Here is a 25334-nt window from a genome sequence, read left to right as displayed (position 1 = left end):
GATCAGGCCCCGAGCGCGCGCAGCACACCCGGCAGCGCCTCAGGCAGGTCCTCGGCGATCAGGCCGGGGCCGAACGCGCGGGCCGCCTCGACATGGCAATAGGCGGCGGTCTCCGCCGCCTCCGCCGGGCCCAGCCCCCGCGCCATCAGCCCGGCGATCAGCCCCGCCAGCACATCGCCCGACCCGGCGGTGGCCAGCCACGGGGCCGCGCGACCGTAGGCCGCGGCATGGATCGCACAGCGCCCGTCCGGCGCGGCGATCACGGTGTCCGGCCCCTTGAGCAGCACCACGCAGCCCGCCCGCGCCGCCGCCGCGCGCACCGCGTCGGCGCGCGAACAGGCCGGGCCGGAGGACGCCGGTGCGGCCAGCCGCCCGGCGATATCCGGAAACAGCCGCGCGAATTCGCCCCCGTGCGGCGTCAGCACACACCCCGCGTGCAGCATGTCGAAGAGCGCCTGCGGATCGTCCCCGAACGCCGTCAACGCATCCGCATCCAGCACCATGGGACGGGGATCCGCCCCGCCGCACGCCACCGGTACCAGGGCGCGCGCGCGCGACATCCCCATCCCCGGCCCCAGGCACAGCGCATTGATCCGCTTGTCCTGCAAGGCTTCGCTCAGCCCGTCGCCATCCTCCACCCGCCGCAGCATCAGCGCGGTGATCTGCGCGGCCACCTCCATCTGCGCCGATCCCGGCACGCCCAGCGTCACCAGCCCCGCACCGACCCGCAGCGCCGCGCGCGCGGCCAGCCGCGCCGCGCCGGTGCGCCCGGCCCCGCCGCTCAGCACCAGCGCGTGGCCGTGGCCATACTTGTGCGTCCCCTTGTGCGCCCCCTTGCCGAGCCGCGCGGCGTCAGGCGCGCCGCAAAGCGTCACCGCGCCCGGCACCGGATCGTGCGACAGGCCGATCTCCGCCACCACGAGCGCGCCGCACCGCGCCGGGCCATCGGCCAGATAGTGCCCCGGCTTGGCGCTGTGAAAGCTCACGGTCAGGTCGGCGCGCATCGCCGCCCCCAGGACCCGCCCGCTGTCGGCGCAGAGGCCGGAGGGGATATCGACGGCCACGCAGCGCGGCGCGCGGCGCGACACCAGGTCGGCCAGCCCGCCCTCCAGCGGCCGCGCGAGCCCGGTACCGAAAAGCGCATCGACCACCAGATCCGCCGCCTCCGCCGCCGCCGCCGCCTCTGCCGCACCGGCCCCGTCCAGCGGACGGACCGCGTCCAAATCGGACCACCGCCGGTAATTCTCCCGCGCATCCGGCGGCAGCCGGTCGGGATCGCCCAGCAGGAACACATCCGCCTGCCAGCCCCGTTCCGCCAGCAGCCGCGCCACCACGAACCCGTCGCCGCCATTGTTGCCGGGCCCGCACAGAACCACGGCGCGCCCCGGCGCGCGCGCCAGATCGGGCCATTGCCCGAACACCGCCGCCACAACGCCGCGCCCGGCCCGCTCCATCAGATCCAGCCCGCTCACCGCGCCCGCGCCAATGGCGGCGCTCTCAAGGGCGCGCATCTGCGCGGCGGTGAGCAGATCGGTCATGGCTTGCGGTCCTCCTGTCCCGGCGCGCTGTCCCGGCGTGCTGTCCCGGCGTGCTGTCCCGGCGCGATTCAATTCCGCCCGCTTTCCGGGCGTTTTGCATATTTTTTGTGCATCGCTGCCAAAACCGGCGGCGCGGCAACCCGGATTTCAGCCTATCCGATTGTCGGTGCCCGCGGGAAGTGGTCTGAGCGGGGGCGAACGCGGTCAGGGAGACTCTTTTGCCATGAAAAAGATCGAGGCGATCATCAAGCCATTCAAGCTCGACGAGGTGAAGGAAGCCTTGCAGGAGGCCGGCATCCAGGGACTCTCGGTGATCGAGGTCAAGGGATTCGGCCGCCAGAAGGGGCACACCGAACTGTATCGCGGGGCGGAATACGTCGTGGACTTTCTGCCCAAGGTCAAGATCGACGTGGTCGTCGACGATGACCAGGTCGAGGGCGCGATCGAGGCGATCGTGGACGCCGCCCGCACCGACAAGATCGGCGATGGCAAGATCTTCGTCAGCCCGGTCGAGCACGCCATCCGCATCCGCACCGGCGAGACCGGGCCGGACGCGCTCTGACACAACCTTCCGAACATCAACGATTCAATCAACGAAAGGGACCAGCGCATGAGCACAGACGCGCTCCTCAAGCAGATCAAGGACGAGGATATCGAGTATGTCGATATCCGCTTCACCGACCCGCGCGGCAAGTTGCAGCACGTCACCGTGATGGCCGACCAGGTCGATGAGGATTTCATCGACGAGGGCTTCATGTTCGACGGCTCGTCGATCCAGGGCTGGAAATCCATCGAGGCTTCGGACATGAAGCTCATGCCCGACACCGCCAGCGCCTATGTCGATCCGTTCTACGCCGAAAAGACGCTCTGCGTGCACTGCTCGGTGGTCGAGCCCGACACCGGAGAACCCTATAACCGCGACCCGCGCGGCACCGCCGAAAAGGCCGAAGCCTACCTGAAATCGAGCGGGATCGGCGATGCGGCCTTCTTCGGGCCGGAGGCGGAGTTCTTCATCTTCGACGATGTCCGCGTCAGCAACAAGATTAACAAGGTCTCCTACGAGGTCGATGCCATCGACGGCTCGTGGAACACCGACACCGAATACGAGATGGGCAACACCGGCCACCGCCCCGGCGTCAAGGGCGGCTATTTCCCGGTCAACCCGATCGACGACGGCCAGGATATCCGCTCGGAAATGCTCTCGACGATGAAGCGTCTCGGCATGAAGGTGGACAAGCACCACCACGAGGTGGCCTCGTGCCAGCACGAGTTGGGGCTGATCTTCGACAGCCTGACCAAGCAGGCCGACGAGCTTCAGAAATACAAGTACGTCATCCACAACGTCGCGCAGGCTTATGGCAAGTCGGCCACCTTCATGCCCAAGCCGATCTACGGCGACAACGGCACCGGCATGCACGTCAACATGTCGATCTGGAAGGACGGCAAGCCGCTCTTCGCCGGTGACAAATACGCCGACCTGAGCCAGGAGGCGCTGTGGTTCATCGGCGGCCTGCTCAAGCACGCCAAGACGCTCAACGCCTTCACCAATCCCTCGACCAACAGCTACAAGCGGCTGATCCCCGGCTTCGAGGCCCCGGTGCTGCGGGCCTACTCGGCGCGCAACCGCTCGGGCTGCATCCGCATCCCGTGGACCGAGAGCCCCAAGGCCAAGCGCGTCGAGGCCCGCTTCCCCGACCCGTCGGCCAACCCCTACCTGTGCTTTGCCGCGCTGCTGATGGCCGGGCTCGACGGCATCAAGTCGCGCATCGACCCGGGCGAGGCGATGGACAAGAACCTCTACGACCTGCCCGCCGAGGAGCTCGAAGGCATCCCCACGGTCTGCGGCAGCCTGCGCGAGGCCGTCGATTCGCTCGCCGCCGACCACGAGTTCCTGCTCGCCGGCGACGTGTTCACCAAGGATCAGATCGACGGCTATATCGAGCTCAAGATGGAAGAGATCGAGATGTACGAGCACACCCCGCATCCGGTTGAATTCCTGATGTATTATAGCTGCTGAGGCGATACCGCCACAATTTCGCCACCGTCACAACCCTGAGGCGTCCCGTAAACGGGGCGCCTTTCCCTTTGCGTGCAGGCCGTTTCGCGCGGCGCAGCAATGCGGGGCAGCCCGCATGACTTGCCTAAATCTGTCCGCATTTGAAACAAACTGGTTACCACATTGCCTGCGAATCTCGGACCTGAACGTAAAACCGACAGGTGCCACCATGACCGACAATGTGCAAAAGGTTCAGGCTGGACTAGTATTTCTGGGTAAAAAATCCTTCGATATCGCGACCATCACCTGCAGCGTCGCCGACGCGCTCGACCGGCTCGGCGAACGGGTGCAGGAGCGCCGCTGCGAAAGCGACTCGCAGGCCACGGTGCGCACGCGGCGGCTCGTCTGCCGGGTGCGGATCACCGGCGGCCGCCCGCTGCCCCGGATCGACACCACCCCGGCGCATATCCTCGATCTCAGCCTCGAACGCGGGGCCGATGACGAGGCGCAGGCCGAGACCTCGTCGGAGACGCTGATCGCGCACCTGCTGGCCGGGCTTCAGGCGGTGCTGGTGCCCGATTACGTCCAGTGGACCGATCCGCGCGCGGTGCTGACGCGGGCCGAATTCCGCGCCGCGGTGGCCAATACCGCGGCGATGCCGAAACCCGCACGCCCTGCCCCCGCCGCGACCGGACGCCGCCGCAAGCGGCTGCCCGATGTCGAGACGGCCTACGCGCAACTGCGCAGCCAGATGCCCGGCTTTGCCCGCAACCGCACCGAGGAAGAGCGGCTCGACGCGCTGCGCGCGGCGTTCCGCGATCCCGACCCGGAGGACGCCGCGGCCATGTCCGCCCCGGACGATATCCGCGAACCGACCGCGCCGCTGCGGCTCAGCGTCTGGATGCTGACCTTCGCCATCGGTCTCTTTGCCCTGCCGGTTGCCGCGGCGCTCGCCGTGATCAACCTGCTGCGCGGCGAGAACATGCGCCTCGCCTCGCAGACCGCGGCGCTCACCGGCACCTTCGTGGTGCTGACCACCCATGGGCAGATCGCGCAGGCGGCGTACCTGCTCGGAATGCTCGGCGGATGAGACGCCCGCCCCTCCTTCGCGCCGGCCCGGACCTTGTCACAGGTCCGCGGCGCGATATGCTGACGGTGTGTGTGCACCGAGGGGGACCGTAACGATGACATCAGCACTGCCGATCCACGCCGCGCCACGCCTGGCGCGTCTCGCGTTCTGCGCCGCCGCGCTGCTGGCGGGTGCCGACGCGGCGCAGGCCGCCCGATGCGGCGACAGCGCCCGTGGTTTCGAGGCGTGGAAACAGGACTTCGCCCGCGACGCCGCCGCCGCGGGCGTCGGGCAGCGCGGGCTCGACGCGCTGCGCGGCGCGCGCTACGCGCAGGCCACCATCGCCGCCGACCGCAACCAGAAGAGCTTTCGCTACAGCCTCGACAGGTTCATGGAGATCCGCGGCGCGTCGGTCATCGTGGCGCAGGGCCGCGAACGGCGCGCGCGCAACGCCGCGTTCTACGACTCGCTCGAACGCATCTACGGCGTGCCCGCGGGCGTGCTGATCGCGATCCACGGAATGGAGACGGGGTTCGGCCGCTTCATGGGCGACAGTTCGGTGGTCTCGGCGATCGTCACGCTGACCTGGGATTGCCGCCGCTCGGATTTCTTCCGCCCCCATGCCATCGGCGCGCTCAAGCTGGTGGACCAGGGGGCCATCACCGCCGCCACCCGCGGCGCGCGGCACGGCGAGCTGGGCCATACCCAGTTCCTGCCCGGCAACGCGCTGCGCTACGGCGTGGACGGCGACGGCGACGGGCGGGTGGATTTCTACGACCTGACCGACGCCATGGCCTCGACCGCCAATTACCTGCGCGCCAAGGGCTGGCAGCCGGGCCGCGGCTACCAGCCGGGCGAGGCGAATTTTGCGGTGATCCAGGAATGGAACGCCGCCGGTGTGTATCAAAAGGCGATCGCCATCATGGCGGCGCGGATCGACGGGGGCTGAGACGGCCCCCGCAGGTCGGAATTGTTTTGTGCCAGGTGAGACGCGTGCAAGTGCACAATGTGAGACGAGCGTAAAAAGTGCATCCGGTTTCCATCCGCTTCAGGACAGGAGCAGGCCGAGAGGCAGATCATGTACAGGCAGACTTACGGCGAGATCGCCGCACTGGAATATCACGGCCCGCCGGGGATGGAGTTCCCCGACATCGTCGAGGAATTCGACATCGCGTCGCACGGGCTGGCCACGCAGGTGCGCCGCCTGACATGGGACGGCGATGACCTCGCGCTGATCGACCGCGAATGCGTGCGCATCGCGCTCGGCTGGCTGCCGCCCGAGCGCAAGGACCGCCCGCATTATCTGGTGATCGCCATCGGCCCGCCGCCGCGCCGCAAGGGGCGCGTCACCGGCTTCGATCCCGCCGCCTATGGCCTGCTGCTGGAGCGCGCGCTCGACCGGGTGGGCCGCTACATGCCGTTTGACGCGCTGCTGCGCGGCCCGGCCTCGCAGACCATCGGCGCGGCGCTTCTGGACCGCACCTTCGATCTGCTCGGCGCGACCGCGCCACGCCTGCGCCCCGGGGATATCGAGACCGGCCGGCGCAAGCGCGCCGAGGCGCGCGACGGCGGCTGGCAGCGCGACGCGGTCGAGCCCGGCACCCTGCCCGCGATCCCGTCGCAGCCGATGCGCCTGACGGTGGTGACGCTGGGGCTGACGCTGTTCCTGCACGCGCCGCCCGTGGGGGCCGCGCTGCTGACATACACGGCGCTGCGCGAGGCGCAGCCGCTCATCAGCGGCTGAGCGCCCTGGCACCCTGACACGGCGCTGTTGCCCCCCGTTGACAGCGCGGGGGCCAGTCCCTACTTCCCACCATCATGGGGCGCAGGCCCCCGCCGTTCGCGAGGCCGCGCGCCTTTGGTGAAGTCCTGTCGGATATTTTCCAGTTTTCTGACCTTGGGTCACGAACCGGATGACAATGCGAACATCGTCCCGTCAACGCGGCCCGCAGGACAGAAACCCATGACCAACACGACACTTCCGAATCGCGGCGCACTCAAGGATCACGCCAGGCGCCTGCGTGCCACTTTGGCCGATCAGGGCACCGCGCTCAGCCACAGCGCGGCGCTTGAAACGATCTCGCGGCAATGGGGCTTTCGCGACTGGAATACGCTCTCGGCGGCGCTCTGCAATGCGCCCGCGCCCCGCTGGCAGGTGGGACAGGCCGTCTCGGGCCGCTATCTGGGTCACGGCTTTACCGGGCGGATCAAGGCGGTGCGGGAGGCCACCGGCAGCCACCGGCATCTGACCATCGTCTTCGACCGGCCCGTCGATGTGGTGCGCTCCGACTGGTTCAGTTCGTACCGGCGGCAAATCAACTGCATCGTGAATGACGCTGGACACACACTGGCCAAGACGTCCGACGGACAGCCCCATGTGGTGCTCGACGCCGCCTGAAGCATGAAAGGGGGCGCGATCGGTCGCGCCCCCTCGCCAACCCGGCACAGCCCCTCGGTGCCGCGCCCCTGACCGTGGGGGGCGTCAAAGCGGCGGGATATCCCCCTGCGCCCGCGCGGCGTGAAATTCCGCCTCCCACGCGCCGAACCGTCCGGCCATGATCGCCGCCCGCATCCCCGCCATCAACTCCTGATAGTAATGCAGGTTGTGCCAGGTCAGCAGCATCCCCGCGATCATCTCGCCCGAGCGGTAGACATGGTGCAGGTAGGCGCGGGAATAGCCCCGGCAGGCCGGGCAGGCGCACTCCTCGTCGAGCGGCCTCGGATCGTCGGCGTGGCGCGCGTTCTTGAGGTTGACCTGCCCGGCCCGCGTCCACGCCTGCCCGGTCCGCCCCGAGCGCGATGGCAGCACGCAATCCATCATGTCGATGCCGCGCTTGACGGCGCCCACGATATCGTCGGGCTTGCCCACCCCCATCAGGTAGCGCGGCCGGTCCTCGGGCAGGAACCCCGGCGCATAATCCAGCACGCCGAACATCGCCTCCTGCCCCTCGCCCACGGCCAGACCGCCGACCGCATAGCCGTCGAACCCGATCTCCTTCAATGCCTCGGCACTCTGCTCGCGCAACTCGGGCGTGACACCGCCCTGCATGATGCCAAAGAGCGCATGGCCCGGCCGATCCCCGAACGCCTCCTTGGAGCGCGCCGCCCACCGCATACTGAGCCGCATGCTCTCGGCCACCTGCGCATCGCTCGCGGGCAGCGCCGGGCATTCGTCGAAACACATCACGATATCCGAGCCCAACAGACGCTGGATCTCCATCGATCGCTCCGGCGTCAACACATGTTTTGATCCGTCGATATGACTGCGAAACGTCACCCCCGCCTCGGTCAGCTTGCGCAGCCCGGCAAGGCTCATCACCTGAAAGCCGCCCGAATCGGTCAGGATCGGCCCCTGCCAGTTCATGAACCGGTGCAGCCCCCCCAGCCGCGCCACCCGCTCCGCGCCGGGGCGCAGCATCAGGTGATAGGTATTGCCCAGCACGATCTGCGCGCCGGTCGCCGCCACGCTTCCGGGCAGCATCCCCTTGACGGTCCCGGCGGTGCCCACCGGCATGAAGGCGGGCGTCATCACCTCGCCGCGCGGCGTCGCGATCACGCCCGCCCGTGCCTTGCCGTCCTGCGCCAGCCGGCTGAACCCGATCCGCATGTCCCCCCCTCCGGTTTGAGCTTTCTCCCCCGTCTAAAGCCGATTAAACCGGGTTCATAGCCGTTGCGCAGGCCATATGTCAGGACGCCATGATGACCGAAGACCAGATCCTCTCCCTCATCTCAGCCAATATCCTCTGGCTGCTGCTCGCGATCCTCGCCATCCTCGTGATCTTTCGCGGTCTCTGGATCGTGCCCCAATCCGAGCAATACGTGGTCGAACGCTTCGGCAAGCTGTACAAGGTGCTCGGCCCCGGCATCAACCTGATCGTGCCGTTTCTCGACCGGGTCGCGCATCGTATTTCGATCCTCGAACGCCAGCTTCCCACTGCCAGCCAGGATGCGATCACCCGCGACAACGTGCTGGTGCAGGTTGAAACCTCCGTGTTCTACCGCATCCTGCGCCCGGAAAAGACCGTCTACCGCATCCGCGACGTCGACGAGGCGATCGCCACGACAGTGGCGGGCATCGTGCGTGCCGAGATCGGCAGGATGGATCTCGACGAGGTGCAATCCAACCGCGATCAACTCATCTCCATGATCAAGAAATGGGTCGAGGACGCGGTCGGGGATTGGGGCATCGACGTCACCCGCGCCGAGATCCTCGATGTCAATCTCGATCAGGCCACCCGCGAGGCGATGTTGCAACAGCTCAACGCCGAGCGCGCCCGCCGCGCTCAGGTGACCGAGGCCGAGGGCCAGAAACGCGCCATCGAATTGCAGGCCGATGGCGAGCTTTACGCCGCCGAACAGGCCGCCAAGGCCCGCCGCGTGCAGGCCGATGCCGAGGCGTACGCCACCGGCGTCGTCGCCCGGGCCATCGCCGAAAACGGGCTGGAGGCGGCGCAATACCAGGTGGCGCTGAAACAGGTCGAGGCGATGGGCGCGATGGGACAGGGCAGCGGCAACCAGACCGTGATCGTCCCCGCCCAAGCGGTCGAGGCGTTCGCCAACGCCTTCTCGATGCTCAAGGGGCGCATGTGATGGGTTTCGCGCTCTGGCAATTCTGGTGGGTCTGGGCGGCGGCTGCGCTCGTGCTCGCCATCACTGAAATACTGGTGCCGGGCTTCGTCTTTCTCGGCTTCGCCTGCGGGGCGGCAGTGGTGGCGCTGCTCGTGCTGTTGCCGCTGGGCCTCGGGCCGACAGCGCTGCTGGCGCTCTTCGCGGTGTTTTCGCTCATCGCCTGGATCGTGCTGCGCCGCCTGTTTCGCGCCCCCGACGACCAGACCCGCGTGATCGACGAAGACATCAACAAGTGACCCGCCCGCGCGCCGCGTCACCTTGCGCGCGCAGGCGGTTCCGTGCTGTGATCGCGTCCGCGGCGGACCATTTTCCGACAGGATCGAGGATAAGTACAAAATGACCGAAGACACCACGCCCCAGCCCCTGCAATTCGGCTGGGAGGAATGGATCGCGCTGCCCGATCTCGGCGTGCCCGCGCTCAAGGCCAAGGTCGACACCGGCGCGCGCACCTCGGCGCTCCACGCCTTCGATATCGAGACCTTCGGCCCGTCCTCCAAGCCCAAGGTGCGCTTTACCGTGCACCCGATCCCGGGGCGCGACGACCTGGTGATCCCCTGCTCCGCGCTGATCGTGGACCGCCGCGAGGTGGCCTCCTCCAACGGCGAGCGCGAATTGCGCTACGTCATCAACAGCACCCTCGCCGTCAACGGCGATAGCTGGCCGATCGAGCTCACCCTCACCAACCGCTCCAGCATGACCAGCCGGATGCTTCTGGGCCGCCAGGCGCTCAAGGATCACATCTCGATCGTCGCCACCGACCGCTTTTTGCAGCCCGAGCTCAGCTACGACGTCTACCACACCTCGAAAATGCGCAGCGTCCAGCCCAAGCGCTCGCTGCGCATCTGCGTGCTCAGCCGCGAGGACAATTTTTCCACCCGCCGCCTCGTCGAGGAGGGCGAGGCGCGCGGCCACACCGTCGAGGTGATCGACACCACCCGCTGCTACATGGCGATCAACGCGCTCGCCCCCGAGGTGCATTACGACGGCAAGCGCCTGCCGCGCTACGATGCGGTGGTCCCGCGCATCGGCGCCTCGGTCACCGCCTACGGTGCCGCCGTGATCCGCCAGTTCGAGACCATCGGCACCTTCTGCGCCAATACCTCCGCCGGCATCATCGCCAGCCGCGACAAGCTCTACGCCCATCAGCTCATGGCGCGCGCGCAGGTCGGCATGCCCAACACCGCCTTCGCCGCCTCGCCCAAGGATACCGGCAACCTGATCGGCCTCGTCGGCACCGCCCCGCTGATCGTCAAGCTGCTCGAATCGACCCAGGGCAAGGGCGTGGTGCTCGCCGAAACGAAAAAGGCCGCCGAATCGGTGATCGACGCCTTCCGGGGTCTCAAGGCGAATTTCCTCGTGCAGGATTTCGTGCGCGAGGCGGCGGGCGAGGATATCCGCTGCCTCGTGATCGGCAGCAAGGTGGTGGCCTCGATGAAGCGCACCGGGGCCGAGGGCGATTTCCGCTCCAACCTGCACCGCGGCGGTTCCGCCAAATCGGTGCGAATCACCAAGGCCGAGCGCGAGACCGCGATCCGCGCCGCCCGCGTGTTCGATCTCAACATGGCCGGGGTGGACCTCTTGCGCTCCGAGACCGGGCCCAAGGTGCTCGAGGTCAATTCCTCACCGGGCTTCGAAGGGATCGAGAAATCCACCGGCAAGAACATCACCGGCGCGCTTTACGAGATGATCGAGGCGCGGGTGCGGCCCACCCCGGTGCGGCGGCGCAAGAAATCGACCTGATCCGCCGGGGCACCGCGCGGTGCCCGGCCCGAACCGTGCGGTTCGCGCGCCGAACCGTGAGGTCCGCCCTCTGGACGCGGGCGACCTTAATTCTTATATGTTTGATCGGAAACACTGCAGGAGCCGCCCGCCATGACCGCAACAGAGCCCTTCGAGGGTGCCCCGCTGATCGCGCCCTCCAGCACCGATCACCCGCTCTACGACCAGGTGGTCGAGGCCTGTCGCTCCGTCTATGATCCTGAAATTCCTGTGAATATCTATGACCTCGGGTTGATCTACACGATCGACATCGACGCCGAGAACGCGGTCGGTATCGTGATGACCCTGACCGCGCCGGGCTGTCCGGTGGCCGGCGAGATGCCCGGCTGGGTCGCCGACGCGATCGAGCCGCTCGCGGGCGTCAAACAGGTCGACGTCCAACTCACCTGGGAGCCCCCCTGGGGGATGGACATGATGTCCGATGAGGCTCGGCTTGAACTGGGTTTCATGTAACGAAATCAACGAACTGGAAGGTATACCTCATGTTCGGAATTCCCGGTAAACAGGCGGTCTCCATGACGCCCGCCGCCGCCAAGCAGATCGCGAAACTGATGGGTCGCGACGGCCACCAGGGCTTGCGCATCGGCGTCAAGAAGGGCGGCTGCGCGGGCATGGAATACACGATGGAGTATGTGACCGAGGTTGACCCCCACGATGAGGTGGTCGAGCAAGACGGCGCGCGCGTCCTGATCGCACCGATGGCACAGATGTTCCTGTTCGGAACCGAGATCGACTATCAGGTCTCGCTTCTGGAATCGGGCTTTGTGTTCAACAACCCCAACGTCACCGAATCCTGCGGCTGCGGCGAGTCGATCAAGTTCGCCGAGATGTGAGCTTTGCCGTGTAACCTATTGCCAGAAAGCGATTTTTCATGACACGCAAACTCGTCGCCGGCAATTGGAAGATGCACGGCACCAAGGCCGATCTGTCGCAGATCGCGGCGCTCGCCACCGCCCATCCCGCGCCGCGGATCGATATCCTGATCTGCCCGCCCGCCACGCTGCTCGCGCAGGCCGCAGGGCTCGCCGCCGACAGCGCGGTGATGATCGGCGCGCAGGACTGCCACGCCGCCGCCTCGGGCGCCCATACCGGCGATATCTCGGCCCCGATGCTGGCCGATGCAGGGGCCGGCGCGGTCATTCTCGGCCATTCCGAACGCCGGGAACATCACCATGAAAACAATGAGTTGGTCGCCGAAAAGGCCCGCGCCGCCCACGCCGCCGGGCTCATCGCGGTGATCTGCCTGGGCGAGACGCTGGCGCAGCGCGAGGCGGCGCAGACCCTCGAGGTGATCGCCGCGCAACTGCACGCATCCGTGCCCGACGGCAGCACCGCCACCAACACCGTGATCGCGTACGAGCCGGTCTGGGCCATCGGCACCGGCCTCACCCCCACCGACGCACAGATCGCCGAGGTCCACGGCCTGATCCGCAGCCTGCTGGCCGAGCGCCTGGGCGGGGCCGCGGCCACCGCTCTGCGCCTGCTCTACGGCGGCTCGGTCAAGCCTGCAAACGCCGCCGGGATCTTCGCCATCGCCGATGTTGACGGCGCGCTGGTCGGCGGCGCGAGCCTCAAGGCCGAGGATTTTTCTCCTATTATCATGACTTTAGAAGCCACAGCTTAAGTCGCAGGCTTCATCTTGCAATAAATATTCCGGGGGAGTCGGCCCGCAGGGTCGGCGGGGGCGGCGCCCCCTCTTCCGCTCACAGCGGCAGCGCGGTGGTCGACTTGATCTCCTCCATCGACAGAAGCGCGGTCACCGTGTGGATCTTCACCTCCGCGATCAGCGCCTGATAGAACAGGTCATAGGCGCGGGCGTTGCTGACGCGTACCTTGAGGATATAGTCGATATCGCCTGCCAGCCGGTGCGCCTCCATCACCTCGGGGCGTTTCCTGAGCGTTTCCAGGAACTTCGCCTGCCACGCCGCGTCATGCTCGGAGGTGCGCACCAGCACGAAGAAACACGCCTCCAGCCCCAGCGCCTCCGGGTCGAGCAGCGCCGTCTGGCTACGGATGACGCCGCCCTCGCGCATCTTGCGGATGCGGTTCCAGACCGGCGTCTTCGAGGACCCCACGGCGCGGGCGATATCGTCGAGCGATTGCGCCGCGTCGCGCTGAAGCTCCCCAAGGATTTTCCGGTCAAGCTCGTCTATCCGGATCGTCATCCCAACTGTCCTCCAAATTCGGAACATTCCGCCATTCACCACGCTGAATTGGAACACACGTCCTTATTCGGCGCGGCATATGGCGTTAATACGGGAATATTTCCTATATTGGCGGCAACGTCAAACCACACCGGACCCGCGTCGCCATGCCCATCCAGCCCGCCTCCCGCCACGTCGTGCCCGTCGCCCTCGTCGGCGCGGGCCCCGGCGGGGCAGACCTGCTCACGATCCGCGCCCTGCGCCTGATCGAGTCCGCCGACGTGGTGATCCACGACCGGCTGGTGAGCGACGACATCCTCACCCTCGCGCCAGCGCAGGCCCACGTCATCGCCGCGGGCAAGCAGGGCTTCGGCCCCGCCACCCCGCAGGACGCGATCAACGCGCTGATCACCGGCCACGCCCGCACCGGCGCGCGCGTGGTGCGGCTCAAGGGCGGCGACCCGGTCCTGTTCGGCCGTCTCGAAGAGGAAGTCGCGGCACTCGAAGCCGCTGGCATTGCTTACGAAATCGTCCCCGGCGTCTCCGCCGCCTCCGCCGCCGCCGCCGCCATCGGCCAGAGCCTGACAAGCCGCGGGCGCAACTCCGGTATCCGCCTGCTCACCGGCCACGACATGCAGGGCTTCGCCGATCACGACTGGCGGGCGCTGGCGCGTCCCGGCGAGGTGGCGGCGCTCTACATGGCCAAGCGCGCGGCGCGCTATGTGCAGGGCCGCCTGATGATGCACGGCGCGGCCCCCGATACCCCCGTGACGCTGGTCGAGAACGCCGCCCGCCCCGACGAGCGTATCCTCGCCACCACCCTCGCCGACTGGCCACCGGCCCTCAATGAGGCCGGTCTCACGGGCCCGGCGCTCACCTTCCTCGGCCTCGCCCCGCGCGCGGCGCGTTCAAGGATTTCGCAGACCATACAGGAGCTTGCCTGACATGCCCCGCGCCTTTACCCCCAAGGTCGTCACCGCCAATGCCCTCATCGAGGGCGATGTGGTCTACCTCACCGCCGAGGATCGCTGGACGCGGGACCTCGCCAGGGCCGAGCTTCTGACCGACGAGGCCGATGCCGAGCTGCGCCTGTTGCAGGCGCAGGCGCGCGGTGCCGAGGTGGTCGGTGCCTATCTCGCCGACATGCGCCCCGGCGCACAGGGGCCGGAGCCCGCCCATTTCCGCGAGGCGTTCCGCGCCACCGGCCCATCCAACCGCTTTCACGGCAAGCAGTCCGAAGGACTGTCCCGGGCCTGACCCGGGACGTTCCAGAGACAAGGAGCAGTCATGTACCGCTATACCGAGTTCGACCACGCCTTCCTCGCCGAGCGCAACCGCCAGTTCCGCACGCAGGTGGAGCGGCGCATCGACGGAAGCCTCACCGAGGACGAGTTCCGCCCGCTGCGCCTGATGAACGGGCTCTACCTGCAACTGCACGCCTACATGCTGCGGGTGGCGGTGCCCTATGGCTCGCTCGACCCGGCCAAGCTGCGCCAGATGGCGTATATCGCCGAGCGGTGGGACAAGGGCTATGGCCATTTCACCACCCGCACCAACATCCAGTATAACTGGCCGCGCCTGCGCGACGTTCCCGACATGCTGGATGCGCTGGCAGAGGTCGGGATGCACGCCATCCAGACCTCCGGCAACACCATCCGCAACGTGACCTCCGATCACTTCGCCGGGGCCGCCACGGACGAGATCGCGGATCCCCGCCCGGTGGCCGAACTGATCCGGCAATGGTCCACCGACCATCCCGAATTCCAGTTTCTCCCGCGCAAGTTCAAGATCGCGGTGATCGCGTCCGAGACCGACCGCGCGGTCATGAAGAGCCACGATATCGGCGTCAGGCTGGTGGCGCGGGACGGCGCGCGCGGCTACGAGATCTGGGTCGGCGGCGGCATGGGGCGCACACCGATGGTGGCGCGGCTGCTGCGCGCGTTCCTGCCCGAGGCAGACCTGCTGCCCTATCTGGAGGCGACGGTCGCCACCTATAACCGCATGGGCCGGCGCGACAACAAATACAAGGCGCGCATCAAGATCACCGTGCACGAGCACGGGCTTGACGCGTTTCGCGACGAGGTCGAGGCCGAATTCCCGGCCCGCCGCGCCGCCTTTACCGGCGTCGATCAGGACTGGCTCGCCGATATCCGCGGGCGTTTCGTCACGCCGCGCCTGCCCGGGCGCGACGCGGACATCTATTACGCCGCGCGCGACACCGACCCGGTGTTCCGCGCCTGGACGGATACCAACGTGGCCACGCATCGCCACCCCGATCACGGCATCGTCACCATCAGCCTCAAGGCGCATGGCGCGACGCCCGGCGATGCCTCGGCCGATCAGATGCGCCTCGTGGCCGACCTGGCCGAGCGCTATGGCCACAATGACATCCGCGTGAGCCACGCGCAGAACCTCGTGCTGCCGCATGTGGCGCTGTCGGATATCCCCGCCGTCCACGCCGCGCTGCGCGAGGCGGGGCTGGGCACCGGCAACATCGGCCTCGCCTCCGACATCATCGCCTGCCCCGGCATGGATTACTGCGCGCTCGCGACCGCCCGCTCGATCCCCGTGGCCCAGGGCATCGCAACCCGGCTGGAAGAGCTCAAGATCGAGCATGACGTGGGCCATCTCCAGATCAAGATCTCGGGTTGCATCAACGCCTGCGGGCACCACCACATGGGCCATATCGGCATTCTCGGCCTCGACCGGGCGGGGGTGGAGAACTACCAGATCACCCTCGGCGGCGATGCCTCCGAGAGCACGGCGATCGGTACCCGCACCGGGCCGGGTTTCGCCTATGACGAGATCGTGCCCGCCATCGAGCGGCTCATCTTCGCCTATCTCGACCTGCGCGAGGGGCCCGAGGAGACCTTCCTCGAGACCTACAGCCGTCTCGGCCTCGCCCCGTTCAAGTCCGCCCTCTACGATCAGGAGGCACGCGCCCATGCCGCGGAATGACCTGACCGACCGCGTGACCGCGCTCAACGCGCGCTACCGCCACCATTCGGGAACAGCGGTGCTGGCCCACGCGCTGGCCGACCCGGAGGCGGGGCGGCTGGCGCTGGTGTCGAGCTTCGGAGCCGAATCGGTGGTGCTGCTGCACATGGTGGCGGTGACGCGGCCCGAGACGCCGGTGATCTTCCTCGAGACCGGGATGCTCTTTGCCGAGACGCTGGTCTACCAGCAGGAGGTGGCCGAGCGGCTGGGGCTGCGGGATCTCCGCATCATTCGGCCCGACGCGCAGGACCTCGCGCGCACCGACCCGGAACAGACGCTGCACCGACGCGATACCGACGCCTGCTGCGCCCTGCGCAAGACCCGGCCGCTGCTGCGCGCGCTGCAGGGCTTCGACGGCTGGATTACGGGCCGCAAGCGCTATCAGTCCGGCACCCGCGCCGCGCTCGATTTCTTCGAGATCGAGGACGGCACCGGGCGCATCAAGGTCAACCCGCTGGCCCACTGGGCGCGCGAGGACGTGCAGACCTACATGGAAGAAAACCGCCTGCCCCGGCACCCGCTGGTGGATCGCGGCTATCCGTCCATCGGCTGCATGCCCTGCACCACCCCGGTCCGCGCGGACGAGGATCCGCGCGCCGGCCGCTGGCGCGATCACGACAAGACCGAATGCGGCATCCACATCGTGGATGGCCGTGTGATACCCAAGGGAGTCTCCGCATGAGCACCATCGTCACCGACCGGGGCTTCGGCCCCGATGACTGGACCGCGCCCATCGTGGCGCTCGAGGATGCCCGCCCCGGCGTCGGCATCAACCTGCCCGGCAGCGCCGACCCGATGGAGCTGGCCGGACGGCTGCGCGACACGCCGCTCATCCGCGTGAATTTCGACAGCTTCGCGGACGGGCGCGGCTTCAGCATCGCGCGGCGGCTGCGGCTGATGGGCTACCGGGGGCGGCTGCGCGCCGTCGGCCACGTGATCGCCGACCAATACGCGATGGCGCGGCGCGCGGGCTTCGACGAGGTCGAGATTTCCGACGATCTCGCCGCCCGTCAGCCCGAAGATCAGTGGCAGTCCCGCGCCGATTGGCGCGCGCATGACTATCAATCGCGGCTGCGCGGCTGAATATCGCCTTCACCTGACCTAGGTCAAAGATTAGAAGAGGATGTCGGTTTAGACGGACCGGCATGAGTGACACCATGACCGAGATGAGCCCCGTGACCCAATCCAGCGCCGCCAAGGCCCCCAGGACTCCGACCCTGCCAGACGCGCAGACCGTGACCGCAGTCCGGCATTACACCGACCGGTTATTCTCGTTCCGTGTGACACGGCCCGCGTCCCTGCGCTTCCGCTCGGGCGAGTTCGTGATGATCGGGCTGATGCAAAAGGACGAGAAGACGGGCCGCGAAAAGCCGCTCCTGCGGGCCTATTCCATCGCCTCGCCGTCCTGGGATGACGAGCTCGAATTCTACTCGATCAAGGTGCAGGACGGGCCGCTCACCTCGCGGCTCCAGCATATCGAGCCGGGCGACGAGATCATCCTGCGGCCCAAGCCGGTGGGCACGCTGGTCCATGACGCGCTGCTGCCCGGCAAGCGGCTGTGGCTGTTTGCCACCGGCACCGGCATCGCGCCCTTCGCCTCGCTGCTGCGCGACCCGCAGACCTATACCGATTACGAGGAGGTGATCCTCACCCATACCTGCCGCGAGGTGGGCGAGCTGACCTATGGCAGCGAGCTGATCGAGAGCATCCGCAGCGACGAGATGCTGGAAGAGCTGATCGGCGAGGGCTTTGCCGACCGGCTGCGCTATTACCCCACCACGACCCGCGAAGAGAGCCCAAAGATGGGCCGCATCACCGACCTGATGCGCTCGGGCGAGGTGTTCGACGATCTCGGCGTGAAGCCGCTCGAACCGGGGACGGATCGCGCGATGGTCTGCGGCAACCTCGCCTTCAACCTCGAGATCAAGGCGATGCTCGAGGAATACGGCCTGCGTGAGGGGGCCAATTCAGAGCCGAAGGAATACGTCGTGGAAAAGGCGTTTCTCGACTGATACGAGACGCCTTTTGGAAAACGAAAACCCGCGCAAGGTCAGTGCCTTGCGCGGGTTTCTTCATGTCAGGTGCAGGTTCAGTAGCCGAGCGCCTCGCGCGCCGCCTCGAGCGCGCCCCGGAGCATCTCGGGGTTGTCCTGCGCCGCCTTGATCCCCTCGATCAGCAGGTTCTCCTGCATCGCCCCGAGATCGGCCCCCTCGATCACGCTTACCGCGCGCTCGAGGTCAAAGCCGTCGGCAGTCAGCGCCTCGGGGGCGTCCGTGGCCCCTGACGCCTCCGGGTCCGGCAGGCTGTCGGCGATATCTTCCTGCGCGGCCTCGGCGGCCGGTTCGGTCGCGGCGTCTGCGGCCTCGACCGCGTCCGAGGCCGCATCGGTGGCCGAGTCGGCGGTGTCCGAGGCCGCATCAGTGGCGCTGTCGGTGGCCATGTCGGCGGCGTCAGCGCCCGTCTCTGTGGCCGTCTCCGCCGCCGCGTCAGCGGCGTCGGTAGCGGTGTCGGTCGCCGCGTCGGCGGCCTCACTTGCCGCGTCGCCCGCCGCATCCGTCGCGCCGGTCGCGGCCTCGACGGCCTGTCCGGCTGCCTCTTCCGCGGCCTCGACTGTATCAGTCGCGGTATCGGTCACGGTCTCGGCGGCCTCTCCGGCCGCATCCTCCGCGGTCTCCACCACCGCACCGGCGGCGTCGCTCGCGCCCTGCGCCGCGTCCTGCGCGGTATCGGTCACCGTCTCGACGGCCTCGCCGGCCGCGTCGGTCGCGGTATCCACGGCGTCGCTTGCGGCCTCGGTCGCGGTATCGGCCGCCTCGCTTGCGGCCTGTTCCGCTGCCTCGACCGCCTCGCCCGCTGCCGTCTCGGCCTCTTCGAGCGCCTCGGGCGCGTCGATCTCGCCCTGCGAGACCTCCTCGACCACCTCGGTCACCGACTTGCCGGTCAACAGAAGGTACCCGCCACCGATCACCACGACGGCCACCACGATCCAAACAATGTTCTTCATCGCCATCTCCCACAAATATCGCGGGGCGGCGCGGTCCGGTGCGCGCCCCTCTATCAGCCCTGCGTCACAAATGAGGACATTGCAGCACCACCACAAGAGGAAAAACCGCTCCCCGGGCCCCATTGGGCCGGATTTTGCCGCTTGAAAGCCGCCGCCCCGCCGTTTAACTTCCACCGTCAAATCCATCCACCGAACGCAACGACACAAGGACCGAAGCCATAGCCCGCAGACCTCACAACGCGCCTCCGACGCGCGACACCGGACCCCGCGTCAACAGCCGCATCCGCAGCGACGAAATCCGCCTCATCGGCGCCGACGGCGAGAATGTCGGGGTTGTCTCGCCCGCCCGGGCGCTCGAGATGGCCGAAGAGGTCGGGCTCGACCTCGTGGAGATTTCTCCCAACGCGCAGCCGCCGGTCTGCAAGATCATGGATTTCGGCAAGTACAAGTACGAACAGCAGAAACGCGAGGCCGAGGCGCGCAGGAAGCAAAAGACCATCGAGGTCAAGGAAGTGAAGTTCCGCCCCAACACCGACACGCATGACTATGACGTCAAGATGCGCAACGTGTTCAAATTCCTCGAGGCGGGTGACAAGGTCAAGGTGACGCTGCGCTTTCGCGGCCGCGAGATGGCGCACCAGAATCTCGGGCGCGACCTGCTCGAGCGGATCGCGGGCGATGTCGAGGGCGTGGGCCGGATCGAGAACATGCCCAAGATGGAAGGCCGCCAGATGATCATGATCATCGGCCCGGGGGCGAAGTGACCCGCGCCCGCGCCACGGCACGGTGAGCGGCGGCGTGGCCGGATACGAGTATCGTGTTCTGCCCGCCCCGACGCGCGGGCGCAAGGCGCCCGGCGTCAGAACACCCGAGGACCGCTTCGCGCTCGGCATCGAGGATCTGCTCAACGAGATGGCGCGCGATGGCTGGCGCTATCTGCGCAGCGACATCCTGCCCGGCGAGCAGCGGCGGGGACTGGCCTCGACCGCCACGGTCTACCGCTCGGTTCTGGTGTTCGAACGCGCCCTCGTGCCCGCCACCCCGCCCGCGTCCGGCCCGACCCCCGAAGTCGTAGCCGAAGACGTGGCGCGGTCGCTGACGCCGGATCGCCCCGAGGATTGAGAACGCGGCTGTAGAACTGCTTTTCAGTCAGTCTGCTAAGCTGGTTTCGCGGCACCGGCTGCGCACCGTTCGTCGCGCGGGTGTCACGCGATTTTTTGCCGCTCCCCCCTTCTATTTGCCGCGTTTTGGCATACACTCTGCGCCCTGACTCGGAAAGGTTCGCGCATGTCCAAGACTGACCCCTTCGGCTTCGATCTGTCCGTTTCCTCTGCCAAGCGCAAGAAGCCGCGCGGGCGGCGGGCGATGTCTGGCGCATCGGAAACCTCGACCCGCGTGTGCGAGCACGAGGGCTGCGAGGAGGCAGGGCTCTACCGCGCGCCCAAGTCGCCGGACCTGCTCGACGAGTATTTCTGGTTCTGCCAGCAGCATGTGCGCGAATACAATCTCAAGTGGAACTTCTTCGAGAGCACCACCGAGGCCGAAATCAACGCGCAGATGTCGCGTGACAAGGTCTGGGAGCGCGATACCAAGCGGTTCAACGACCCGGAGGCGCGCGCCTGGGCACGGCTGGGTATCGAGGACCCGCACCAGGTGCTGGGCGAGAACGCCACCCGCAACCCGGGCCGCCGGCAGACCGGCAAGCGCAAGCTGCCCCCCACCGAGCGGCGCGCGCTGGAAATCCTCGAGGCTGCCGATGACTGGTCCAAGGCCGACCTTCGCAAGGCGTACAAGTCGCTGATCAAGGTGCTGCACCCCGATATCAACGGCGGCGACCGCAGCCAGGAGGAACAGTTGCAACAGGTGATGTGGGCCTGGGACCAGGTCAAGGACAGCCGCAACTTCAAATGAGGCAGGCATTCCGCCCGCCCGCGTGACCAGATCACAGACGGTGCCCGTCTGTCCGGCGCATACTCACCTCCGTCAACAGGCGCTTTTCGCGCGCCCCGAACACGAAGGTGACACCATGCTCAAGAAAAACGTCGGCTCCATCGACCGCGCGCTGCGCGTGATCCTCGGCCTCGCTCTGATCGCGGCCTTTTTCGTCAATCGCGAGGGGGCCTATAGCTGGCTTTACCTCATCGGTATCGTCCCGCTGGTCACCGGGTTGATGTCCACCTGCCCGCTCTATTCGATCCTCGGGATGTCCACCTGCCCGCTGGACAGGAAATGAGCGACCGCGCGGCGAGCCTCGGGCCTGACCCGAGGATCTCCGGTCGCAGGGGATCATCCGGTCAAGCCGGATGATGACGGATCGCGGATGGCGCGGGGCCTATTCCGCCGCCACCTTGCGCGCGTTCAGCATGTCCTTGAGGTAGCGTCCGGTATGACTGCGTGCGATCTCGGCCACCTCTTCGGGCGTGCCGACGGCGACGATCTCGCCGCCGCCATCGCCGCCCTCGGGACCGATGTCGATGATATGGTCGGCGGTCTTGATGACGTCGAGATTGTGCTCGATCACCACCACGGTATTGCCGGCCTCCACCAGTTCGTGCAGCACCTCCAAGAGCTTCTTCACATCCTCGAAGTGCAGCCCCGTCGTCGGCTCATCGAGGATATAGAGCGTGCGCCCCGTGGAGCGCTTGGCCAGTTCCTTTGACAGCTTCACCCGCTGCGCCTCGCCGCCCGAGAGCGTCGTCGCCTGCTGGCCCACCTTGATATAGCCGAGGCCCACACGCATCAGCGCATCCATCTTCTCGCGGATCGACGGCACGGCGCGGAAAAAGTCCTGCGCCTCTTCCACCGTCATATCAAGAACATCCGCTATGCTCTTGCCCTTGAAGCGGATTTCCAGCGTCTCGCGGTTGTAGCGCGCGCCCTTGCAGGTCTCGCATTCGACATAGACGTCCGGCAGGAAATGCATCTCGATCTTGATGAGCCCGTCGCCCTGACACGCCTCGCAGCGCCCGCCCTTGACGTTGAACGAAAAGCGCCCCGGCTTGTAGCCGCGCGCCTTGGCCTCGGGCAGCCCGGCGAACCAGTCGCGAATGGGGGTGAAGGCCCCCGTATAGGTCGCCGGGTTACTGCGCGGCGTGCGCCCGATCGGGCGCTGGTCGATGTCGATCACCTTGTCGAGATGCTCCAGCCCCTTGATCGTCTCGCAGGGCGCGGGCACCTGCCGCGCGCCGTTGAGCCGCATCGAGGCGGTCTTGAACAGCGTCTCGATGGTCAGCGTCGACTTGCCCCCGCCCGACACCCCCGTCACGCAGACAAACTTGCCAAGCGGAAACTCGGCGGTGACATCCCGAAGGTTGTTGCCCGTCGCCCTGACCACGGTCAGTTTCTTGCGGTTGCCCTTGCGCCGCCTGGGCGGAACGGCAATCTCGCGCGTGCCCGAGAGGTACTGCCCGGTGATCGAGGCCGCGTCGGCGGCGACGTGATCGGGCGTGCCATGGCTGACCACCTGGCCGCCATGCACCCCCGCCCCGGGGCCGATGTCAAAGACGTAATCGGCGGTGCGGATCGCCTCCTCGTCATGTTCGACCACGATCACCGTGTTGCCCTGATCGCGCAGGTTGCGCAGCGTCTGCAAGAGCCGGCCGTTATCGCGCTGATGCAACCCGATAGAGGGCTCGTCGAGCACGTAGAGCACCCCCGTCAGGCCCGACCCGATCTGGCTCGCCAGCCTGATCCGCTGGCTCTCGCCCCCGCTGAGCGTGCCGGCGTTGCGGCTGAGCGTCAGGTAGTCGAGGCCCACATTGTTGAGAAAGCCGAGCCGCTCGCGAATTTCCTTGAGGATGGCGCGCGCGATCTCGTTCTTCTGCTTACCGAGGTGCTCCGGCACCGTCTCGCACCAGTCATGCGCCTCGCGGATCGACATCTGCACCACATGCCCGACGTGCAGACACTGGTCACGCCCGCCTTTGGCGGGACCAATCCGCACCGCCAAGGCCTCTTCCCGCAGCCGATACCCGCCGCAGGCGCCGCACGGGCGGTTGTTCTGGTAGCGTTCGAATTCCTCGCGAATCCAGTTCGAATCCGTCTCGCGATAGCGCCGCTCCATGTTGGGGATCACCCCCTCGAACACGCGGCTGACCTGATAGACACGACCGCCCTCGTCATAGCGGAACGGGATTTCCTCGTCGCCCGAGCCATAGAGGAACACCTGTTTCACATGCGCGGGCAGGTCGCGCCAAGGGGTCGCCTTGTCGAACTCGTAGTGCTTGGCGATGGCGTTGATGGTCTGGGTGAAATAGGGGCTCTTGCCCTTGCGCCAGGGCGCGATGGCCCCGTCACCGATGCGCAGCGCCTCGTCCGGGACCACCAGTTTCTCGTCGAAAAACAGCTCCGCCCCCAGCCCGTCACACTCCGGGCAGGCCCCGAACGGCGCGTTGAAGGAGAACAGCCGCGGCTCGATCTCGGGGATGGTGAAGCCACTGACCGGACAGGCGAATTTTTCGGAGAAGGTCATCCGCTCCGGCTCGCCCTCGCGCGGGGCGGTTTCCAGCACGGCGATGCCATCGGCCAGATCGAGCGCGGTGCGCAGGCTGTCGGCCAGTCGCGTCTCCAGCCCCGCCTTCACCACCAGCCGGTCGACCACAACGTCGATGTCGTGGCGGAATTTCTTATCGAGCGTGGGCGGCTCATCCAACTCGTAGAATTCGCCATCCACCTTGACCCGCTGAAAGCCGGACTTGCGCAGTTCCAGGAATTCCTTGCGGTACTCGCCCTTGCGGTCGCGCACGATCGGGGCCAGCAGATAGGCGCGCGTGCCCTCCTCCATCGCCATCACGCGATCCACCATGTCCTGCACCTGCTGCGCCTCGATAGGCAGGCCGGTGGCGGGGGAATAGGGCGTGCCGACGCGGGCAAAGAGCAGCCGCATGTAGTCGTAAATCTCGGTCACGGTGCCGACGGTCGAACGCGGGTTCTTCGACGTCGTCTTCTGCTCGATTGAAATCGCCGGGCTCAGCCCGCTGATGTGGTCCACATCCGGCTTTTCCATCATGTCGAGGAACTGCCGCGCATAGGCACTGAGCGATTCGACATAACGCCGCTGCCCCTCGGCATAGATGGTGTCGAATGCCAGCGACGACTTGCCCGAACCGGAAAGCCCGGTGATCACAACCAGTTGGTCGCGCGGAATGTCCACGTCGATATTCTTGAGGTTATGTTCGCGCGCGCCGCGCACCGAGATCGTCCTGAGTTCGGCCATCCTGACCCCCTTGCCACCCGACATGACATAGAGGAGCGCGGTGAGTCGTCCAAGTCGAAATTGTGAACGGATAGTGAACGCGGCGGGGGGGTGAGGCTGGCCGATTGGTTCGGGAACGCCGCAATCCGGAAACCGTCTCCAAATCCTGGAATAACGTTCGATCAAGCCGCCCTTCCGCGAACTGGCTTTGTCAACACTATGGGCCTGAAGGGGGCATTGGGCATGAGCCGCGCCGGAATAAGAGAGGCGAACGTCCCCTCCAGGCCAGGACTGCGCCCCCCACCGTCCTATTTCTGCGCCAGCGCCCACGCGCAGACCGGGAAATCGGGATCGTCGGTCAGGTCGTCCGTCTCCGGGTCGTAAGGCGGCGGCCACGGCCCTTTCATGTTTCGCCGCGCGGCGGCACGATTGCCCCATTGCCGGGCGGTGATCCGCTCCGGCGCGAACCCGGCCTCGATCAGCAGGTTCTTTAGCCCCCGCGCGCTCCAGCGCGAGCAATCCACCGGATCGCCGTGCCAGGGAATGTAGAACGGCACGGCGAGCCAGAACCATCCATCACCGCGCAGCATCTGCCGCACGTGGCGCGTGGCGGCGTAGGGCCGGTCGAGATGCTCCCACACCTGATTGGCGAGAATGAGGTCGAATTGCTGCACCTCGCCCGCACCGTCGGTGAACGGCCCCGCGCAGATGTCGTGACGCGGGTAGCGAAAACGCGTGTAGCTGCGAAAGGCAAATCGCCGCCCGAACTTGCCCGATATCTCGGCGGCGTCGAGCGTTTCGGGCGCCAGCGCCTCGATCCAGCGGCGGGTGGCCTTCTGCATCACGATGCGGTTGAGACTGGCCAAGCGACGGGCCTCCCTGCGGCGTCCGAAGGTTCACCGTGCCCGAGCCTCGCGCGCCCGGCAAGGTTTTAGGCGTCGTCGACGACCGAGAAGAGGTTGGGGACGGCGGGGCATGGGGCGA

Annotated in this window: 28 protein-coding genes; 22 read left to right on the top strand and 6 right to left on the bottom strand. The window is 67.2% G+C overall.

The annotated features are described in order from the left end of the window. Window positions 1-2: 2 nt before the first annotated feature. Window positions 3-1538: an NAD(P)H-hydrate dehydratase gene (locus ACFFU4_RS10730; protein WP_377069768.1), complete on the bottom strand. Its 1536-nt coding sequence runs from the start codon at window positions 1536-1538 to the stop codon at window positions 3-5. 223 nt (window positions 1539-1761) lie between these two features. On the opposite strand from ACFFU4_RS10730, the gene ACFFU4_RS10725 reads away from it, so the two are divergent. The 6 genes from ACFFU4_RS10725 (at window position 1762) to ACFFU4_RS10700 (ending at window position 7001) form a co-directional block, all read left to right on the top strand. Beyond that, window positions 1762-2100, top strand: a complete 339-nt coding sequence (locus ACFFU4_RS10725) for a P-II family nitrogen regulator (RefSeq protein ID WP_377069767.1) — start codon at window positions 1762-1764, stop codon at window positions 2098-2100. 48 nt (window positions 2101-2148) lie between these two features. Next, window positions 2149-3555, top strand: coding sequence for a type I glutamate--ammonia ligase (gene glnA / locus ACFFU4_RS10720; protein ID WP_377069766.1), 1407 nt, complete (start codon window positions 2149-2151; stop codon window positions 3553-3555). A 208-nt stretch (window positions 3556-3763) separates the two neighbouring features. Next, window positions 3764-4624 (top strand): hypothetical protein, encoded by an 861-nt coding sequence (locus ACFFU4_RS10715; RefSeq protein WP_377069765.1) that lies wholly within the window; start codon window positions 3764-3766, stop codon window positions 4622-4624. A gap of 94 nt (window positions 4625-4718) precedes the next feature. Continuing rightward, a complete protein-coding gene (locus tag ACFFU4_RS10710; RefSeq protein ID WP_377069764.1) occupies window positions 4719-5552 on the top strand; it encodes a lytic murein transglycosylase in 834 nt (277 codons plus the stop codon). Window positions 5553-5681: 129 nt separating this feature from the next. Further along, window positions 5682-6347, top strand: a complete 666-nt coding sequence (locus tag ACFFU4_RS10705) for a hypothetical protein (RefSeq protein WP_377069763.1) — start codon at window positions 5682-5684, stop codon at window positions 6345-6347. 219 nt (window positions 6348-6566) lie between these two features. After that, on the top strand, window positions 6567-7001 hold the full coding sequence (locus tag ACFFU4_RS10700; RefSeq protein WP_377069762.1) for a glyoxalase superfamily protein: 435 nt from the start codon (window positions 6567-6569) through the stop codon (window positions 6999-7001). An 84-nt stretch (window positions 7002-7085) separates the two neighbouring features. Here ACFFU4_RS10700 and tgt read toward each other — a convergent pair whose 3' ends face one another. Continuing rightward, window positions 7086-8210 (bottom strand): tRNA guanosine(34) transglycosylase Tgt, encoded by a 1125-nt coding sequence (gene tgt, locus ACFFU4_RS10695; RefSeq protein ID WP_377069761.1) that lies wholly within the window; start codon window positions 8208-8210, stop codon window positions 7086-7088. A 92-nt stretch (window positions 8211-8302) separates the two neighbouring features. On the opposite strand from tgt, the gene ACFFU4_RS10690 reads away from it, so the two are divergent. The 6 genes from ACFFU4_RS10690 to tpiA all read left to right on the top strand — a co-directional run bounded on the left by ACFFU4_RS10690 (window position 8303) and on the right by tpiA (window position 12635). Next, complete coding sequence (locus ACFFU4_RS10690) at window positions 8303-9193, top strand: SPFH domain-containing protein (protein ID WP_377069760.1); 891 nt, start codon at window positions 8303-8305, stop codon at window positions 9191-9193. Next, window positions 9193-9468, top strand: coding sequence for a hypothetical protein (locus ACFFU4_RS10685; RefSeq protein ID WP_377069759.1), 276 nt, complete (start codon window positions 9193-9195; stop codon window positions 9466-9468). Before ACFFU4_RS10690 ends, ACFFU4_RS10685 begins: the two co-directional genes overlap by 1 nt. 100 nt (window positions 9469-9568) lie before the next feature. After that, entirely contained in the window at window positions 9569-10972 is a 1404-nt protein-coding gene (gene rimK / locus ACFFU4_RS10680) for a 30S ribosomal protein S6--L-glutamate ligase (RefSeq protein ID WP_377069758.1), read from the top strand. A gap of 132 nt (window positions 10973-11104) precedes the next feature. After that, on the top strand, window positions 11105-11464 hold the full coding sequence (locus ACFFU4_RS10675; protein ID WP_377069757.1) for an SUF system Fe-S cluster assembly protein: 360 nt from the start codon (window positions 11105-11107) through the stop codon (window positions 11462-11464). Between the two features lie 29 nt (window positions 11465-11493). Beyond that, entirely contained in the window at window positions 11494-11844 is a 351-nt protein-coding gene (locus ACFFU4_RS10670) for a HesB/IscA family protein (RefSeq protein ID WP_377069756.1), read from the top strand. 38 nt (window positions 11845-11882) lie between these two features. Beyond that, window positions 11883-12635 carry a triose-phosphate isomerase gene (gene tpiA, locus ACFFU4_RS10665; protein ID WP_377069755.1) on the top strand — a complete coding sequence of 251 codons (753 nt, stop codon included), beginning with the start codon at window positions 11883-11885 and terminating at the stop codon, window positions 12633-12635. Window positions 12636-12714: 79 nt separating this feature from the next. Here tpiA and ACFFU4_RS10660 read toward each other — a convergent pair whose 3' ends face one another. Then, window positions 12715-13176 (bottom strand): Lrp/AsnC family transcriptional regulator, encoded by a 462-nt coding sequence (locus tag ACFFU4_RS10660; protein WP_377069754.1) that lies wholly within the window; start codon window positions 13174-13176, stop codon window positions 12715-12717. 146 nt (window positions 13177-13322) lie between these two features. Between ACFFU4_RS10660 and cobA the strand changes: the two genes are divergently transcribed. From cobA to ACFFU4_RS10630, 6 genes are all read left to right on the top strand, one after another. Then, window positions 13323-14099, top strand: a complete 777-nt coding sequence (cobA, locus tag ACFFU4_RS10655; protein WP_377069753.1) for a uroporphyrinogen-III C-methyltransferase — start codon at window positions 13323-13325, stop codon at window positions 14097-14099. A 1-nt stretch (window position 14100) separates the two neighbouring features. Further along, window positions 14101-14412, top strand: a complete 312-nt coding sequence (locus ACFFU4_RS10650) for a DUF2849 domain-containing protein (RefSeq protein WP_377069752.1) — start codon at window positions 14101-14103, stop codon at window positions 14410-14412. A gap of 30 nt (window positions 14413-14442) precedes the next feature. Beyond that, window positions 14443-16113, top strand: a complete 1671-nt coding sequence (locus ACFFU4_RS10645) for a nitrite/sulfite reductase (protein WP_377069751.1) — start codon at window positions 14443-14445, stop codon at window positions 16111-16113. After that, window positions 16100-16834 carry a phosphoadenylyl-sulfate reductase gene (locus ACFFU4_RS10640; protein ID WP_377069750.1) on the top strand — a complete coding sequence of 245 codons (735 nt, stop codon included), beginning with the start codon at window positions 16100-16102 and terminating at the stop codon, window positions 16832-16834. The genes ACFFU4_RS10645 and ACFFU4_RS10640 overlap by 14 nt, the downstream gene beginning before the upstream one ends. Continuing rightward, a complete protein-coding gene (locus ACFFU4_RS10635) occupies window positions 16831-17235 on the top strand; it encodes a DUF934 domain-containing protein (RefSeq protein ID WP_377069749.1) in 405 nt (134 codons plus the stop codon). The genes ACFFU4_RS10640 and ACFFU4_RS10635 overlap by 4 nt, the downstream gene beginning before the upstream one ends. A gap of 74 nt (window positions 17236-17309) precedes the next feature. Next, window positions 17310-18164, top strand: coding sequence for a ferredoxin--NADP reductase (locus tag ACFFU4_RS10630; protein WP_377070327.1), 855 nt, complete (start codon window positions 17310-17312; stop codon window positions 18162-18164). Between the two features lie 77 nt (window positions 18165-18241). On the opposite strand, the gene ACFFU4_RS10625 is transcribed toward ACFFU4_RS10630, so the two are convergent. Continuing rightward, entirely contained in the window at window positions 18242-19156 is a 915-nt protein-coding gene (locus ACFFU4_RS10625; RefSeq protein WP_377069748.1) for a translation initiation factor 3, read from the bottom strand. 218 nt (window positions 19157-19374) lie between these two features. Between ACFFU4_RS10625 and infC the strand changes: the two genes are divergently transcribed. The 4 genes from infC to ACFFU4_RS10605 all read left to right on the top strand — a co-directional run bounded on the left by infC (window position 19375) and on the right by ACFFU4_RS10605 (window position 21389). Then, window positions 19375-19920: a translation initiation factor IF-3 gene (gene infC / locus ACFFU4_RS10620; RefSeq protein ID WP_377070326.1), complete on the top strand. Its 546-nt coding sequence runs from the start codon at window positions 19375-19377 to the stop codon at window positions 19918-19920. A gap of 34 nt (window positions 19921-19954) precedes the next feature. After that, window positions 19955-20278 carry a DUF4177 domain-containing protein gene (locus ACFFU4_RS10615; protein WP_377069747.1) on the top strand — a complete coding sequence of 108 codons (324 nt, stop codon included), beginning with the start codon at window positions 19955-19957 and terminating at the stop codon, window positions 20276-20278. Window positions 20279-20443: 165 nt separating this feature from the next. Then, on the top strand, window positions 20444-21067 hold the full coding sequence (locus ACFFU4_RS10610; protein WP_377069746.1) for a DnaJ domain-containing protein: 624 nt from the start codon (window positions 20444-20446) through the stop codon (window positions 21065-21067). A 115-nt stretch (window positions 21068-21182) separates the two neighbouring features. Next, window positions 21183-21389, top strand: a complete 207-nt coding sequence (locus ACFFU4_RS10605) for a YgaP family membrane protein (RefSeq protein WP_377069745.1) — start codon at window positions 21183-21185, stop codon at window positions 21387-21389. Window positions 21390-21488: 99 nt separating this feature from the next. On the opposite strand, the gene uvrA is transcribed toward ACFFU4_RS10605, so the two are convergent. Next, window positions 21489-24371, bottom strand: a complete 2883-nt coding sequence (gene uvrA / locus ACFFU4_RS10600) for an excinuclease ABC subunit UvrA (RefSeq protein ID WP_377069744.1) — start codon at window positions 24369-24371, stop codon at window positions 21489-21491. 287 nt (window positions 24372-24658) lie between these two features. Then, window positions 24659-25216, bottom strand: coding sequence for a class I SAM-dependent methyltransferase (locus ACFFU4_RS10595; RefSeq protein ID WP_377069743.1), 558 nt, complete (start codon window positions 25214-25216; stop codon window positions 24659-24661). Window positions 25217-25334: the final 118 nt, after the last annotated feature.

This window comes from Roseovarius ramblicola (assembly GCF_042430665.1).
GTDB lineage: Bacteria > Pseudomonadota > Alphaproteobacteria > Rhodobacterales > Rhodobacteraceae > Roseovarius > Roseovarius ramblicola.
This window is presented reverse-complemented; position numbering and strand designations above follow the sequence as displayed.